The sequence below is a fragment of the Prosthecobacter algae genome (genome assembly GCF_039542385.1).
GTDB lineage: Bacteria > Verrucomicrobiota > Verrucomicrobiia > Verrucomicrobiales > Verrucomicrobiaceae > Prosthecobacter > Prosthecobacter algae.
Genome location: NZ_BAABIA010000002.1, coordinates 591,668 through 605,784 on the forward strand (window position 1 = coordinate 591,668; position 14,117 = coordinate 605,784).

Below are 14,117 nucleotides of genomic sequence, written 5' to 3' on the forward strand. Positions count from 1 at the left end.
TCGCTGTCATATGTCCCGTCTTGCTCACCTCCTTTTGTTGGGTCTAGCTGTCGTCCTTACGGCCTGCAGTTCTTCCACCAGCCCGCGCCAGCAGCAGCTCATTGATTATCGGCGTATGGAGATCGCAGCCGAGACGCCAGGGGACTACTACATCGCCCGCCGTTTCCACATCGAACGCACCCACATCTGGGGCTACCTGCGCAAGCCGGGGCAGCCCTGGCATGAGGCCAAGCTGGTCATGATGAGTGAGAAGCTCATGCGCCAGCCAGACCGCTACCCAGAGCTCCCTCAGGGCGATGGCCCGGCCTTTGGCAGCGACCACAACCGCGAATATCGCATGTGGGGCCACTACTCTGGCCGCCGTGTCTATGACCCGAACAGCAACCTGTCCCTGCCTGAATTTGTGCTCCAGCGTTACGAGGTCAAAAACACTTCTCCAGGCTGGCTCTTCCATCCCGGTGAGCGCTTCAATGGCAAGCAGCTTCTGCGGGGCGAGCCAGGCTCAACTCCCTAACAGCTTAAGCTGCTCGATCAATCTGGCCACCTGCTCCGGCTGATGGCCAGCAGAAAGCGTGATTCGCAGTCTTGCACTGCCCCTGGCCACCGTTGGGAAACGGATCGCCGGCACCATCAGTCCTGCGTCACGCAGGGTCGCACTGGCGGCCATAGCGGCGGTTTCATCGCCCAGAATCAGAGGAAGAATGGCACTGGAGGAGGTATGCTCCAGCCCCAGAGAAGAGCGTACTTTCTCCACATGCGCATGAAGCAGGCTGCGTCTGCGATCCCCCTCGGCACCACGAATTAATTCCAGAGCCCGGAGTGCCGCATGGGCCACGGCTGGCAGCGCGGCGGTGGTGTAGATGAAACTGCGGGCGCGATTGATCAGCAGGTCAATCACCTGCCGAGAAGCGGCCAGATAACCGCCACTGAGGCCCAAGGCCTTGCTCAGCGTGCCCATTTGCAGCTCGATGCGCCCTTCCAGCCCCAGGGCTGCGGCGAGCCCCCTGCCCTGCGGGCCGAGTGCTCCCACCGCGTGCGCTTCATCCACCAGCAGCCAAGCGCCATAGCGATCTTTCAGTTCCACGATTTCACGCAGAGGCGCGGCATCTCCATCCATGCTGAAGATGGATTCCGTGATGATGAGCACCCGGCCCTGGGCCGTTTTCAGGAGGCGCTCTAGCTTGCCCAGATGATTGTGCGGAAATATGCGCAAGGTGGCCCCGCTGAGACGTGCCGCATCCACCAGGCAGGCATGGCTCAGCTTATCCATCAGGATGGTGTCGCCTGGACTCATTAGGGCTGGCAAAGTGCCGACCGGGACAGCGAAGCCGCTGGAAAAAGTAAGCGCGGCTTCAGCTCCCTTAAAGTCCGCCAGTGCCGCCTCCAGATCTGCATGGGGACGCAGGCTGCCGCAGACGAGACGCGAGGCACCCGAGCCCGCTCCATAACGTTCCACGCCCTCATGCAAGGCTGCCTTCAGCTCCGCCGAGGTGGCGAGCCCCAGGTAATCATTGGAGGAGAAATTGAGAAACTCCCGGCCCTCATGCTCCAGCAGGGGTCCCTGCGGCGAATCCATCGTTCGCAGTTCACGCCAGAGCCCTTCTCCGCGGAGCTGATCCAGTTGCGGCTGGATCTCCCAGCTCACTCCTTCAGCCTCCGCTCCACGATCTCATCCTTTTCCACCCCCAGGGAGACTGCTTTCTCATAGTGCCGTTTGGCCAGCTCCAGTGCAGGGGGTTTCTGGTCCAGGTAAAGCAAGGCCAGATTGAAATGGGCAATGCCATACTGAGGATTCAGTTCGATGGCGCGCTGCAGTTCATTTTGCGCGGCATCAATCCAGCCGAGATTTTTCGATGCGATGGCCAGATAGTTGTGCGCACGCGCATCGGTCGGCTCTTCATGAATGGCCCGGGTAAAGCAGGAGATGGCCCGATAAGTGTCGCCGTTGGAGGAATAGATCAGCCCCAACGCACTCCAGGACTGCGCCAGATTCGGATTGATGATCACCGACTTCTCAAAGCACTCCAGCGCCTCCTTGGTTTTCCCCGCCTGCTGTTCCACCGCGCCTAGGTTGGCCCAGGCCAGCGCATTGCGCTCGTCCAGCTTCAGCATCTCTTCATAGGCAGCGCGGGCTTCCTCCCATTTCTGTTCGCCAAAAGCCGTGGCAGCCTTTTGCGCCAAAACGGTGGTGTTGTCTGGCAATCCGACCGTTTTCCCGGGGGGAACCAGGGTCATGTTGGGCACGGCAGCAGGTATCGGCGGCTTGGCAGCCGGGGCAGAGGCTTCAGGTGCCGCAGCAGGTGGCAGGGGTGCTGGGGACTCAGGAGAAGCTGGAGCTGCAGGCGGCGTTGCCGGGGCTGGAGGGGCTGCAGGTTCCTGGGCGATCAGGCCAAACGCAGCACTCGAGAGCAAAAGGAGAAAACGGATGGAGTGAAGGGCGGGCACAGGCGAAAGATTCATGCAAAACGTCACGGGTGCAAAGATTCGATGCACTGGATGTGCCAGATGTGGAAGATTCCTGACAAAAAGAAGGATAAGGAAATCTTCTTGCGTCCTCTGCTGTTAGGATTAAGTGTTCAGGCGAACAAACGCTTTTATGTTCGACCTCAGCACCAAACTCACCGACCGCCAGCGCGAATTGCTGGAATACCTGCGCCAGTACCAGCGCGAAAACGGTGTCATGCCCAGCACGCGTGACATTCAGCGTCATTTTGGCTTCTCCAGCCAGACGGCGGCGATGAGTCACCTCCGGGCTCTCGAGAAAAAAGGAGTCATCCAGCGCCATTCCCACAAGGCCCGTGCCGTAGTGTTTCCAGAAGACCTGGAACGGGCCGAGATCCTAGACATTCCTCTGTATGGGATGATCCCCGCAGGCTATGCCAGCCCGCAGGAACAGCAAGCCGATGGATCCATTGCCGTGGATGTGAACACCTTGGGACTGGGCCGCAATGCCAAGGCATTCGCCCTCAAAGTTCGCGGTGAGTCCATGATCGGTGCGAACATTTGCGATGGGGACATGGTAATTCTGGAAGCCAAAGAACCGCGTCCGCGCGACATCGTGGCCGCTCTCATTGATGGTGAAACCACCCTGAAACGTTTTGTGGTCAAAGATGGACAGCCCTATCTCCAGGCTGAAAATCCTGATTTCCCGGACCTGATCCCTGCCAACGAACTCCTGATTCAGGGCGTGATGCAGGCGCTGATCCGCCAGGTAGGCCGTGACTGAAGCCCACTATCGGGCCCAGCCCCCACGTCCGGCGGCTCGGGCTTCCAACTCAATCGCCCGCAGGTGCTGGACATAGGCTGTGGCACTGCGGCCATCGGGCAGCGTGGTGCCCGTGGTGTGAATGCGCGCCAAGCCTTCGCGCACCAGCTTGGCCGAAAGATCCTCTCCATCCGGAAAAACGACAAAGGCGTAATGGCGGCCGCTGTCGAAGACGCTCTGCCATTTGGTATAGACCGTGAAGGGACGCCCCTGCAGCCATTGGCGGGTGAAGGTCTGGGCCTGTTGCCCCAAAGCGACAGTGCGGGCCTCATCTAGGCCGCCAAAGTACTGCCCCTGTTCTTGCAGCCGTTCTGCATTGTAGGCATGCCGACGTTTTTCGGGGCAGTCCGCAAAATACAACCGCAGCTCGTGCACCTTGCCCCGGTATCTGATCTTGAAGCTGTCGCCGTCGTTGTTCTTATCGTCCAGAAGCTGGGCACCCAGCATCACTTCGAAAACTTTAGCCGCTTTGCCAGTCCGGATCTCTGGGAGCCGCTGCTGCTTCTGCACTTCTTTCCAGGCCTGGGTTCCCAAGGCTACCAGCAGAAGCAGGCCCAGCCACGAAAGCGGCAACGAACGACGGCGACGACGCATGCAGATGACGACTCCAGGCTGGCCAGGACTTCCCAGGAACCGCTATTCGCGGCCTAACAAACGACGCACCTGGGCCTCGGAGTAGGCCGGGTCCCGTTTATGCTCCTCCAGCTCGATGAATTTCGGCGTGTCGTTCTTTTGCTGGCTGCGCAGGGCATCTCGGACGGAGCCTGTCTTAAACACATCGTCCGACCCTGAAAACATCTGGCTGTCCTCGCGGGCCTTCTGCCCGGCAAAACGGCTCGAGTCCGTCTTAAAGGTGGTGTCTGCCACCGAAGATTTTTTGCCCGCCTGCGCAAACGATTGCCTGCCCATGCTGCTCTGGCTGGAGGATCCAGCAAAGGAGCCCGTTTTGAAGTCCTTGGTGTTGGTGTAGGCCTTGCTGCCAGAAAACTGGTTCGACTTGTAGTTCTTACGCCCCAGCCAGCCACCGGTGTCCTTGCCGTTGGTGATGCTGGACTGCATGGCCTTGTCATAGATACTGCGGTCATTCTGGTCCTGCATCCGCCGCCGCGATGAGGCGATGCGGTCTGACATGCGCTGGGACATGACAGGCGGCGTCTGTTTCTCCTCAGCAGTGGAGCAGGCGGCCATCAGGGCAGTGATGAAAAGCAGGCAGAGACGTGACTTCATGGCAGGGGGGTGGGGGGAGGCAGGCCCTGCGCACGGCGGCTGAGAAAGAGCACTTCCTTCTCCACACCCACCGGCAGGTGGAACTTTGGCAGCTCCGTCTCTATTGATGCCAGCTTACCCCAGGCTTGGTAAAGCTCAAAAATGAGGCTGGCCGAATCATTCACCAGCGCCCAGTGATGCTTCATCAGATAAATCTCCGCCATCTCAGGTTCCTGATGACGGATGAGGAAACGCACCCAGGCCACGCTGAGATCGGGCTGCATGCTTTGCGTGCTCTCCAGTTTTTGTAAAGCCTCCTGGTAAAGCTCTCGGGCCAGCCCAGGCTCGCCGGCATCCTCAAACGCCTGCGCCCACTCCACCGGCTGTACGCCCCCAGGAACACTCCTGCGAATGACTTCCGCAAAGAATTCCTGCACGATCACCCTCTCGCCCATGGCATGCGCCACGCGCACCATCAGGGGCAATTTGCGGCCATCCAGCCGCAGCGTAGGCAGATCCTGCAAAGCCAGACAAGCATCCCAAGCCCAGCGGGCACGGCCGCCTTTCAGCAAAGCTTCCGCCCCCAACTCCAAACAAACTCGGTCACCCTCCGCAGCCGCAGCCCAGCCATAGGCGATGTCATCACCTGCCGTCTCAGGCAGGGCAGAAGCCAGCGCACAGAGCGCCAGAGCCGCCAAAGGACGGTCCAGCCCGGCCCGTGCTTCTGCGCGCAGGAGGGCTACCCAGTTCTTTTGATTGGCCCCTTTGGCCTGGGCTTCCATCCAGGCGGTGAACTGCTTCAGGATTTCGCGGTCCCGGCTACGCACACGGAACAGTGAGGCCACTTGCGCACGTCCCCGTTCCGGCGTCCAGGTGGACTCGTGGGCCAGGAGTTTCAGAATCTCCAGCCTCAGGTAAAAACGGTCGCCGTTTTCCTGCACTCGGCGCTCGCCTTGCGTCAGCAGGTTCAGGGCCTCGGTCGCACGACCGTGGGCACGCAGCAGCTCAGCCAGATGTGCCATGGAATCCAGGGACTTTCGCTCCACGGCCACCGCCATAAGACCGTTGAATTCCTCCCACGCGCCCTGCTCCGCCAGCAGCGTGCCGCGCAGCTTCAGCACCTCCCGCCCCAGAGCCCCTGAAGATTCCGTGAGCGGCACGATGCGCAGAGATTCCAAGGCGGCACCCGCCCGCCCCATCTTCTGCTGGAGACGCGCCCGATGCAGACAGCTTTCGGCATCGGCCAAGATGCCGCTTTCCGCATTCGTTGAAAAAGCGAGGTGCAACCGGTCCCAAGCGGCCAGGGCCTCCTTGTCCTGACCTAACCGCTCGTGCAACAAGGCCAGTTCTCGCAGGTAGGGCACCTCATGTGGGATACGCCCCTGCAAGACACGTGTCACCTCCGGCAAAAAGCCGCGACGGTGCAACTCCGGCACATCAAAGTCCTGCGCCAAAAAGAACGCATGTTTTTCCCTCAGCACTTCATTCCCTGGCTGTGGCGGCTTCATGGGCGGCTCGGCCAGGAGAAGCTGAAGGGTAAATTTCAGCCCCATCTGGGTTTCCCGCGCCGACTCGCTGGCACGGATGAGCCATTGAGCATACTCGGGATTGGCCGGCGCGCGATCCGGCAGCAGGCGATACACATCAATGGCCTCACGCGCCATTCCCTGGGATTCGAGACGACCGCCCAACTCGCTCAGCGTATCCACCGAGACCTCCAGCCGCATATCCACGCTGGCCAGAAATTCGCGGATCATCCGCAGCCGTGTGGGATAGTCCACCTCGCGGAGCTGGCGCATCAGGTGCCCCAGCCGCCACTCGCCAAACTCCATGCCACTCCGGGAGCTGAGCCCCACGGAACCCCAGGTGGCTGCCAGCCCCTCATTGGCCTGCTGAACCACGCCTGCCAGCCCCTGCTGCACGAAGCTGGCCTGGATCTCCCGTGTCTCCTCCCACAGCGCGCGCAGGTGCATCGGCTCTTCGTTGCGAGTGGATCCCTGCGGCATCAGCAGGCCCTGCGTTTCCCCCATACGCCGTGCGCCCAGGAAGTCTCCGGCGATGAAATCCTGCAGCTCACTGGCCGCGGTGTCTTGCGCTCCGGCCAGGCCCGCCACGGCCGATTTCCGCAATCTGGTGAGGGCCGAATCCGGGATGCTCTGCAGCCGCTTCCACGCCACACGCAGCGTTTCTTCCCTTTCCGGGCCAGAGCTGGCCAGACGGTTTGCCGTGCTCAGGCTGTAAAGGTAGGGATCGTAGGTGCCACGATAGTTTCCAGGCAGCACAGGCCCGCGAACCACCATGCCAAGATACTGGCGGGCCAGGTCCCAGCGTTCCGCCGATTCCGCGATGCGTGAAAGGAAGAAAGCATAATCATCGGCCAGGGCCGTGGAGTTGCGCCGCAGGCTTTCGCCCAGCTCCAGCGCCTCCGCGTAGCGTTGCTGGTCCTGCAAATCCCTGGTGATTTCAAGAATGGAAGCATTCATCAGCAGCCGTGCCGCTCCCAGTCCTGCCAGCTCGCCCTTGTCAAAACGGAATGTGTCCAGATCTCCCAGCATCGCCACCACAGCCAGCATCAGCCGTTTGCGCTCATCCATCATACCAGCCGCCAGCCCGCCCTGCCGTGTCCAGGCGATGGCATCTTCCATCCCATGAGAACGCAGAGTGAGCCAGAGCAGGCAAAAGCGCGACTCCAGCGTCGGCGTATCCTTGAAGGTCTGGCGCAAAAGGCTGCGGAAGTCGGGTCCCGCCTCGGCATAATAAAGGGCCCACAGACGCTCCATTGGCAGCTTCTCCGGCAGGCTCCATTCCTTCACCCAGACTTGCAAGGCTGCCTCATCCTTCTGCCGGACCAGCAACCTCCCCATTTCTTCAATGGCCCGCAGCCGCACCAGTTCGACCGGTTCCGGCAGTTCCATGAACTCAGGCCGAGGCAGGTTCAAAAAGGCGCGCAGTCGGCTGACTTCCGGGGTGTCCAGGCCTGGCACCGTGTCTAATAGGCCCGTGATTTCCGAGACGGGGCCGGGTGTGCCCGATTTACGAAGGTCTGAAAGCGGCCAGGGCAGCCGCTCCGGACTGCCAGCCTGTAGCGGAGGAGCCAGGGCTTGGGTGCGCTCCAGGATCTCCCGCAGATCTCTCGCAGCCGCCGCATCATCGGCGAGACGGAGGCTTTTCAAAGCAATGCGCAGCCGCGACCGTGCATCCCAGGGACGGACGCGGGCCACCTGCTCATACACCCGCCGCTCCGCCTCATCCTGCCCGGTGGATTTGTAGTGTTCCGCCAAGTTTTCCAAGGCGGCAGCATCCTGGGAAAAGCGGCTTTCCAGACGGCGGCGCACGCGATCCGCCTCGGCAATTTGGAAGGTCTGCTCCAGCAGTTCCACGAGGCGGCGCGACTCGGCGGCCAACTCCGCGGCCGGTGCGGTGGCGGCGATTTGCTTTTGGAAATAAATGGCCGCCTTCAGGTCCGATACCCGTAAAGCAGCCTCACGGAGCTGGCCTAACGAAAACGGTGTCTCCGGTGAGGTGTAGTAGGCCTGCTTCATGGCCTGGAAAGCGCGGGCATCATCACCATCCCGTTCATACACCAGAGCCAGGGCCTCATGGTAAAAGCCATCAAAGGGGTGCTTTCGCATTTGTTCCGTGAGAGCCTTTTGGAGAAGCTGTAACCGGACCTTGGAGACATCCGGCGCTAGCTCCCCTCCTTGAGCCGACCAAAGCAGACGGTCCGCAAACCGACGGAAGGCTTCTCGGCGGCGCTTCACATCCGTCTCACGTTCGACGATCTGAATCTGCACCTGGACATACTCCTCCAGCCTGTTTTGCCGCAGCAAAAGGTCCCCATACCGTTCAAGGAGGGGAATCGCCGCCGTGCCACTGGCCTTTTTCACGGCCTCCCGCCAGAGTTTGAGCGCATCATCCATCCGCCGTTGGAGGATGTAGGTCTGGGTGAGGGCCGAGAGAAGCTGATCCGACTCGGGCATCTCCCGGTAGGCCTCTTCCAGCAGCTTTGCCGCCTGCGTGGCGGGCGGGATGGATGCCCCGCCGTAGAGCCAGCGGCTGTTCTGCGTCACGGCCACGGCTGACTGCTCCGCCTCCATCAGCAGCTCGCCCAGACGCAGGGTATAACGAACTTTGCCGGAAGCATCTCGCTGCAGCAGGTGCCGCAGCAAGCGCATGGCCAGGGCATTGTTTTTGTCCGTGATAGCGAGGTCCAACAGCAGCTTTTCCGCCTCCAGCGAAAGCTCGCGCAAGAGTCCCGTCACGGGGTCCGTCTGCAAACGCCTGAATAAGACGTAGGCTATGGGCACATTTTCTGTGCGGATGGCCCACCAAGCGGCACGGAAGACTTCCTCGTCCCGGCCGACTGCCTTCAACTGGGGCGAATCCGCCTCTTGAACCAAGGGGTCGAATAAACGCTTGGCCTGCCCGATGACTGCTGCCGGAAGGGGCGTCTCCATTTTCTCTTCTGTTCCGCTGCTGGCAAAGCCCTTGCCAGTGAAGGCATCGGGCAGCCTGAAGTCGCCTGCGGTGCCTTGAACCTGACGAGCCTCGGTCTTCTGCTCCCCCATCAGCACCGAGAAAAGCCGCTCATCCACATCCAAGCGGTCTTCATCTGTAGTGCTCGCCTGCCAGGCTTTTTCGAGCAGGTTCGCAGCTTCATCGCTGTCCCCATGCTCGGCCAAAAGGTCCGCCAGCCGCAGCCACTCCTCACGGCCCGCACTGGGTTTCCCTGCAGCCTCACGTGCCAGGATGATGGCGCTATCCAGATCACTGCCCGAGGCGAGAAATGCCGCCGCATCGTTGAGGCGTCGCTGTTTTTCCACCTCTGTCGGGGCCTGCCCCGTGAACTGCCGCAGCAGGGTCTCGGACTTGGCCAGTTCTTTTCGTGCCCGGTAAAAACCCGCGAGTTCAAACACCGCCTCGGCCTTGCCAGGGTCCCGCTCCACCCTGGATTTGAGGATCAGCTCGATGACCACATCCAGAGCCCGCGTCTGGGCAAAATGAAGGGCCTGCTTTTCCACTTCCTGCGTCTGACCCTGGGAACCTAACAACTGCTGCAGGCGCAGTGTCGCCTCGGCAGGTTTCCCCTGGCGCAGGTCGGCCTCGCAACGCAGGAAAACGATGGCGGGCAGGTCGCTGCCATCGCCCTTCATACGCTCATCCAGCAGCGTGGCGGCCTCCGCAGCACCGTCATGGTCCAGAAGTGCCCGCACCAACTCCCAGCGATAGTCATCCACCTGGGGCACTTCCTTGACCAGGGCGCGCAGGGCGGAAAGTTGCTCATCCAGATCCACCGTGATCTCAAAGAACCTGACGAGATCCCGCAAAGCGGCTTCACTGACGGGCTTTTGGTTAACCGTCGCCTGCAACTGCTGGCGCAGATCGTCCAGATTGCCGAAGCGTTCATGCAGCCGTACCCGACGGCGAAAAAACTCTGCATAACGCCCATCGCGGAAGTCCAGAAGCGCCAGTCCTTTGAGCAGGGCCGCATCCGCCTTGGCAAATTGGTCGGCCTGCTCCAGAATCCTGGCGAGGTCGTAAAGGGCACCGAGGCGCTTTTGCGGGTCCCCCTGTTCGGCCAGCGTGCTGTAAAAAGTGGCAGCCCGGTCTGCAAAGCCTGCACGCAATAGCAGCTCGGCCACCTGCCGGGCCAGATCCGCATCCCCAGGCCGCAGCCGGGCGGCTTTTTCCCAGGCCCTGGCCGCCTCTTCAGGACGACCGGCGGCCAGGGCCAGTGTGCCCAGTTCAATCCAGGCCTGGGGGAGTGTGGAATCATTATCAGCCAGCCCTTCCACCCAGCGCTGGATGAGGCTGTAGGCGAGAGAAGGGTCTGCCATTTCCCGGGCAAGATCCGCACGGGAACGGAGGGCCACGGCATTTTTCGGGGTGGTCTCCAGCACCTCGTCATAAAGCTGGGCGGCCTTTTTAAGGTTCCCCGCCCGGCGAAAAAGGTGCCCTTGCACCAGCAGGACAGTGGGATGGCGCGTCTTTGCCGCCTGGGCAGAAATGTTCTCCAGCAGCAAGGGCGTAGCCCCGTGCTTTTCGTACAGGGCCCACAGCAGTTCCACCACGCGGCCATAGTCCGGCTGGCTGACCAGCAGGGAGAGATATTCATTGGCCAGACGCGTTTCCCTGGCCGTCCACGATTTCGGCGGCTCCTGGGCCGTCAGCGGTGCCATGAGGCATGCCACACACATCACCGCCAGAGGAAGGCGGTGTTTCAGACCTTTTTTGCGGAGGACAACCTGCATGTGTCGTGAGGAATACGAGCATACCACGCTCCATGTTCTTCCAGAAGGTAAAAGGCGACCAAAACGGCTTCTCCATCAATGAAGTCAGTGGACACAAAGGTTACCAGAACCCTGATCATCATATTATCAATAATGATAATAATTTACTCAAACGAGTCTCATATTTATGAAATTCCGGATTGTCTTGGGGTTAAAAATTCCATAAATTCACGGTGTTATCCTATTGCGCATGAAAGCCGCGATCCATTCCCAGAACATTCATTCCGGTTTCAGCCTTATCGAAATGCTGATGACCCTGAGTATTCTAGGGATCATGACCAGCCTGGCGCTGGCTTGGTTCGGCGGCGATGTGGGGGCAGTGAGGCAAGCCCGTGACCAGCGGAATGCCCAGACGCTTTGCACCCTGTGCCAATCCGTGGAGGCTGCGGGAATCAACCTCGCGGCGGAGGAATCGACCGCGCTGGATGTTCTGCGCCGACTGGTGGAAGGCGTCACCATTCAAAAAGGTGCCCTGAAGGGTCGTACCTTCCAGCTTCCTGGCCTGGGGAAAGAGGAACTGGAAGCCGCCTCCCGTTACATTACCATCCAGGATGGACAGGTACGCTACGAACCCAACGGTCAGGTTACACCTGGGCAGACCCCATCGGGTGAACAGATCTAAAGCTCCCCAGGAGACCCTTTGACCTTTGCGCTGGGGACTCCAAAGTGGCCCTTGCCCATGGTGAACCGCGCCTCCCTTTTCCTAGCCCTGCGCTACCTGCGCCCCAAACGCTCCTTTCTCTCGGTGATCACAGCGATCTCCATCCTCGGAGTCGCTGTGGGCGTGCTGATGATGGTGGTGGTGCGCGCCGTCATGCTCGGTTTTGAAGTGGACTTCCGAGACACCCTTGTAGGGGCGGAACCCCACGTGCTGGTGGCCAAGGACAGCAGCGCCCAAAACGCCCCACCCTGGCAGGAAGCGCTTAAAGCGGCCCGCGCGCAAGCGGGCACCGTTTCCGCCGCACCCTACGCGGGCGGCATTCTCTACATGGCCCGGGATGACTACCAGACAGGCACGCAGGTCTTTGGCCTGTCCCGCGACGAAGGGGCCGCCAACCTCAACAAGCTGACCCGCCACCTTCTGGACGGCAGCCTCGACCTTCCTGAGGACAGCATCGTCATCAGCGATTACCACGCCCAGCAGCTCGGTGTGCGTGTGGGTGAGGAGATCAGCGTCTATGCCTCCCAAAATGTGAACCAGGCCGTGCGGCAATACGGCCTGGCTGAAGACCAGGAATCCGAGGAGAAAAAAAAGGCGATCCTGGATGCCATCAAGCTGAACCCGCAGACCCTGCGTGTCTCTGGCGTGCTACGGTCCGAGACAGGCGGCTACAACGGCTACGTCTCACTGAAAACCGGCCAAAAACTCTTCCAGTTAGGCCAGGAGGTCACTGGAATCGCTATGGAAATCAAGGATCCTCAGCAGGCCAAGGAGTTCGCCGCCGGAATGAAGCCTGGGCTGCCGAGCTGGACCTTCACGCTGTGGACAGATGCAGGCGAATCCCGCCTGGCTGCCATGCAGAATGAGCAGACGATGATGAAGTTTGTCCTGCTCATCATCGCTGTGGTCGCCGCCTTTTCCGTGATGAACACTACCATCACCGTCACCACACAGAAACGGCGCGAGATCGGCGTGCTGGCCGCCCTGGGCAGCCGCCCGTGGCAGATCGTGAATGTGTTTCTCCTCCAGGCCATCGTGGTGGGGGTCATCGGCACCTTTGTCGGTCTCGCGGGCAGCATGATCGTGCTCTGGCTACGCAATGACATCCGTTCCCTTCTGACATTGGCCACCGGTGGGCAGGTACATGCAGTGGAGGGAGTGTTCCTTTCCACCATCCCGGCCCACATCCAGCCCTGGGATGTCACCCTCACCTGCCTCATTTCCGTGGCCCTGTGCGTCGTCGCCGGGTTGATCCCCGCCTGGTTTGCCTCCCGGGTGGAACCTGCCGTGGCCCTGCGAGACTGACCTTCCCCATGCTTTCCAACGCCCCTCTCTTTCTGGCTCTGCGTTACCTCCGGCCCAAGCGGTCGCTGGTCTCCATCATCTCGCTCATCTCGGTGCTTGGCGTCATGCTCGGCGTGGGCGTGCTGGTGGTGGTGATGTCCGTCTTCAAAGGCTGGCAGGTCGAGTTCAAGCAACTGCTCCTCGGCTTTGAGCCGCATGTGGTTTTGGTGCAGGACAGCCCTTTCGTGGGGGAACTCCCTGAAGGCGCCCCGAAGCCCTTCCGCTCCAACTGGCGTGAGGTGCTGAAGGACATGAAACAGCGCCCGGGCGTTCTTTCCGCCACCCCCATCGCCGAAGGGATGATCGCTGCCCGCAATGGCGATTCCGACCCTGAGGCAGCCGAGCTTTTGGGGCTGCGAGATGAGGCGGACAACGACCTGCTGAAAAAGCTCTCCAAACATCTCCTCGAGGGCGAGTTTAACCTCAAGGAGGACAACATCATCATCACCGACAAGCTGGCGAAAAAGCTGAAGGTCAAAGTGGGGGATGTGCTCTCCATTCTCGCTTCCGACACGATCCGTCAAATGATCCGCAACCTCCGCGAGGCGGAAGAAACAACCGACCCCGCCCAGGCCAGCGCCGCCCGCGAAGAAATCGTCGTCCTGCCGCGAGACCTCACGGTCGTCGCCATCGTCCGGGCGGACACGGCCGGGGATCGTTGCTACACGCCGCTCAATGTCGGCCAGGAGCTCTTCAACCTTGAAGGCGATGTCAGCGGCCTGGAGATTGAGCTCGCCAATCCGGACCAGGCCGAGGACTTCGTGCAGCAGCTTTTTGAGGCCAATGCGCTGCCCATGGACTGGAATGCGCGCACCTGGATCAACACCCTCGGTTCCAAGCTGCGGGATGTGGAAAACCAGCAGTCACTGATGTATTTCCTGCTCTTCTTCATCATGCTTGTGGCCGCCATCTGCGTGATGAACACAACCATCACCGTCACCGTGCAAAAGCGACGTGAGATCGGCATCCTCACCGCGCTTGGCAGCCGGGCGCAGCAGATCATCGGCATCTTCCTGGTACAGGCGGGAATTGTGGCCGTCTTTGGCATCATTCTTGGCATCATCGGCGGCATGACTGTTCTGCATTTCCGCAACGATCTGCGCGACCTGATCGCTGAAAAAACCGGTCGTGATTTCTTCTCCAAGGACATCTATTTCCTCAGCGAAATCCCCGCCCACATCCAGATGGTGGACCTCTCTTTTATCTGCGGTCTGGCCATCGTGCTCTGCCTTCTGGCCGCTCTCATCCCTGCCTGGTTTGCGGCGCGCGTGGACCCTGCTGTGGCCCTGCGGGATTAAAGTGGCTTTCTTCTGTCCCGCTGAAATCCTTTCCTGCTGTCTGCGTTCCCCAT

General features: G+C 60.7%; 10 protein-coding genes. 5 read left to right on the top strand and 5 right to left on the bottom strand.

All coding sequences use genetic code 11. The features are described from left to right. The first annotated feature begins 10 nt into the window (after nucleotides 1–10). Nucleotides 11–514, top strand: coding sequence for a hypothetical protein (locus ABEB25_RS05790; RefSeq protein ID WP_345735436.1), 504 nt, complete (start codon nucleotides 11–13; stop codon nucleotides 512–514). Here the strand turns inward: ABEB25_RS05790 and bioF are convergent. Beyond that, nucleotides 503–1,645, bottom strand: coding sequence for an 8-amino-7-oxononanoate synthase (gene bioF / locus ABEB25_RS05795; RefSeq protein WP_345735437.1), 1,143 nt, complete (start codon nucleotides 1,643–1,645; stop codon nucleotides 503–505). The genes ABEB25_RS05790 and bioF overlap by 12 nt on opposite strands. Further along, the gene (locus ABEB25_RS05800) at nucleotides 1,642–2,460 is read right to left on the bottom strand and encodes a tetratricopeptide repeat protein (RefSeq protein WP_345735438.1); all 819 of its coding nucleotides are present in this window, start codon (nucleotides 2,458–2,460) and stop codon (nucleotides 1,642–1,644) included. The genes bioF and ABEB25_RS05800 overlap by 4 nt, the downstream gene beginning before the upstream one ends. Before the next feature lie 136 nt (nucleotides 2,461–2,596). Here ABEB25_RS05800 and lexA point away from each other — a divergent pair, with 136 nt between their 5' ends. Continuing rightward, nucleotides 2,597–3,226: a transcriptional repressor LexA gene (lexA, locus tag ABEB25_RS05805; RefSeq protein ID WP_345735439.1), complete on the top strand. Its 630-nt coding sequence runs from the start codon at nucleotides 2,597–2,599 to the stop codon at nucleotides 3,224–3,226. Between the two features lie 6 nt (nucleotides 3,227–3,232). Here the strand turns inward: lexA and ABEB25_RS05810 are convergent, their stop codons facing one another. Genes ABEB25_RS05810 through ABEB25_RS05820 form a run of 3 tightly spaced genes read right to left on the bottom strand, consistent with a single transcriptional unit; the run spans nucleotide 3,233 to nucleotide 10,722 of the window. Beyond that, nucleotides 3,233–3,859, bottom strand: coding sequence for a thermonuclease family protein (locus ABEB25_RS05810; RefSeq protein ID WP_345735440.1), 627 nt, complete (start codon nucleotides 3,857–3,859; stop codon nucleotides 3,233–3,235). Between the two features lie 42 nt (nucleotides 3,860–3,901). Then, the gene (locus tag ABEB25_RS05815) at nucleotides 3,902–4,492 is read right to left on the bottom strand and encodes a hypothetical protein (protein ID WP_345735441.1); all 591 of its coding nucleotides are present in this window, start codon (nucleotides 4,490–4,492) and stop codon (nucleotides 3,902–3,904) included. Beyond that, entirely contained in the window at nucleotides 4,489–10,722 is a 6,234-nt protein-coding gene (locus ABEB25_RS05820) for a hypothetical protein (RefSeq protein WP_345735442.1), read from the bottom strand. The genes ABEB25_RS05815 and ABEB25_RS05820 overlap by 4 nt, the downstream gene beginning before the upstream one ends. A gap of 229 nt (nucleotides 10,723–10,951) precedes the next feature. Between ABEB25_RS05820 and ABEB25_RS05825 the strand changes: the two genes are divergently transcribed. The 3 genes from ABEB25_RS05825 to ABEB25_RS05835 are packed head-to-tail and all read left to right on the top strand — an operon-like array spanning nucleotide 10,952 to nucleotide 14,064. After that, entirely contained in the window at nucleotides 10,952–11,383 is a 432-nt protein-coding gene (locus tag ABEB25_RS05825; protein WP_345735443.1) for a type II secretion system protein, read from the top strand. 57 nt (nucleotides 11,384–11,440) lie between these two features. Then, nucleotides 11,441–12,727 (top strand): FtsX-like permease family protein, encoded by a 1,287-nt coding sequence (locus ABEB25_RS05830; RefSeq protein WP_345735444.1) that lies wholly within the window; start codon nucleotides 11,441–11,443, stop codon nucleotides 12,725–12,727. A gap of 8 nt (nucleotides 12,728–12,735) precedes the next feature. Then, nucleotides 12,736–14,064, top strand: coding sequence for an FtsX-like permease family protein (locus ABEB25_RS05835; protein WP_345735445.1), 1,329 nt, complete (start codon nucleotides 12,736–12,738; stop codon nucleotides 14,062–14,064). Nucleotides 14,065–14,117 lie beyond the last annotated feature (53 nt).

Excerpts from the sequence above, each read along its gene's own strand:
- ABEB25_RS05815 (WP_345735441.1), bottom strand. The coding sequence starts at position 4,492 with ATGAAGTCACGTCTCTGCCTGCTTTTCATCACTGCCCTGATGGCCGCC.
- ABEB25_RS05835 (WP_345735445.1), top strand. The coding sequence starts at position 12,736 with ATGCTTTCCAACGCCCCTCTCTTTCTGGCTCTGCGTTACCTCCGGCCC.
- ABEB25_RS05800 (WP_345735438.1), bottom strand. The coding sequence starts at position 2,460 with ATGAATCTTTCGCCTGTGCCCGCCCTTCACTCCATCCGTTTTCTCCTT.
- ABEB25_RS05810 (WP_345735440.1), bottom strand. The coding sequence starts at position 3,859 with ATGCGTCGTCGCCGTCGTTCGTTGCCGCTTTCGTGGCTGGGCCTGCTT.
- ABEB25_RS05790 (WP_345735436.1), top strand. The coding sequence starts at position 11 with ATGTCCCGTCTTGCTCACCTCCTTTTGTTGGGTCTAGCTGTCGTCCTT.
- lexA (WP_345735439.1), top strand. The coding sequence starts at position 2,597 with ATGTTCGACCTCAGCACCAAACTCACCGACCGCCAGCGCGAATTGCTG.
- ABEB25_RS05820 (WP_345735442.1), bottom strand. The coding sequence starts at position 10,722 with ATGCAGGTTGTCCTCCGCAAAAAAGGTCTGAAACACCGCCTTCCTCTG.
- ABEB25_RS05830 (WP_345735444.1), top strand. The coding sequence starts at position 11,441 with ATGGTGAACCGCGCCTCCCTTTTCCTAGCCCTGCGCTACCTGCGCCCC.
- ABEB25_RS05825 (WP_345735443.1), top strand. The coding sequence starts at position 10,952 with ATGAAAGCCGCGATCCATTCCCAGAACATTCATTCCGGTTTCAGCCTT.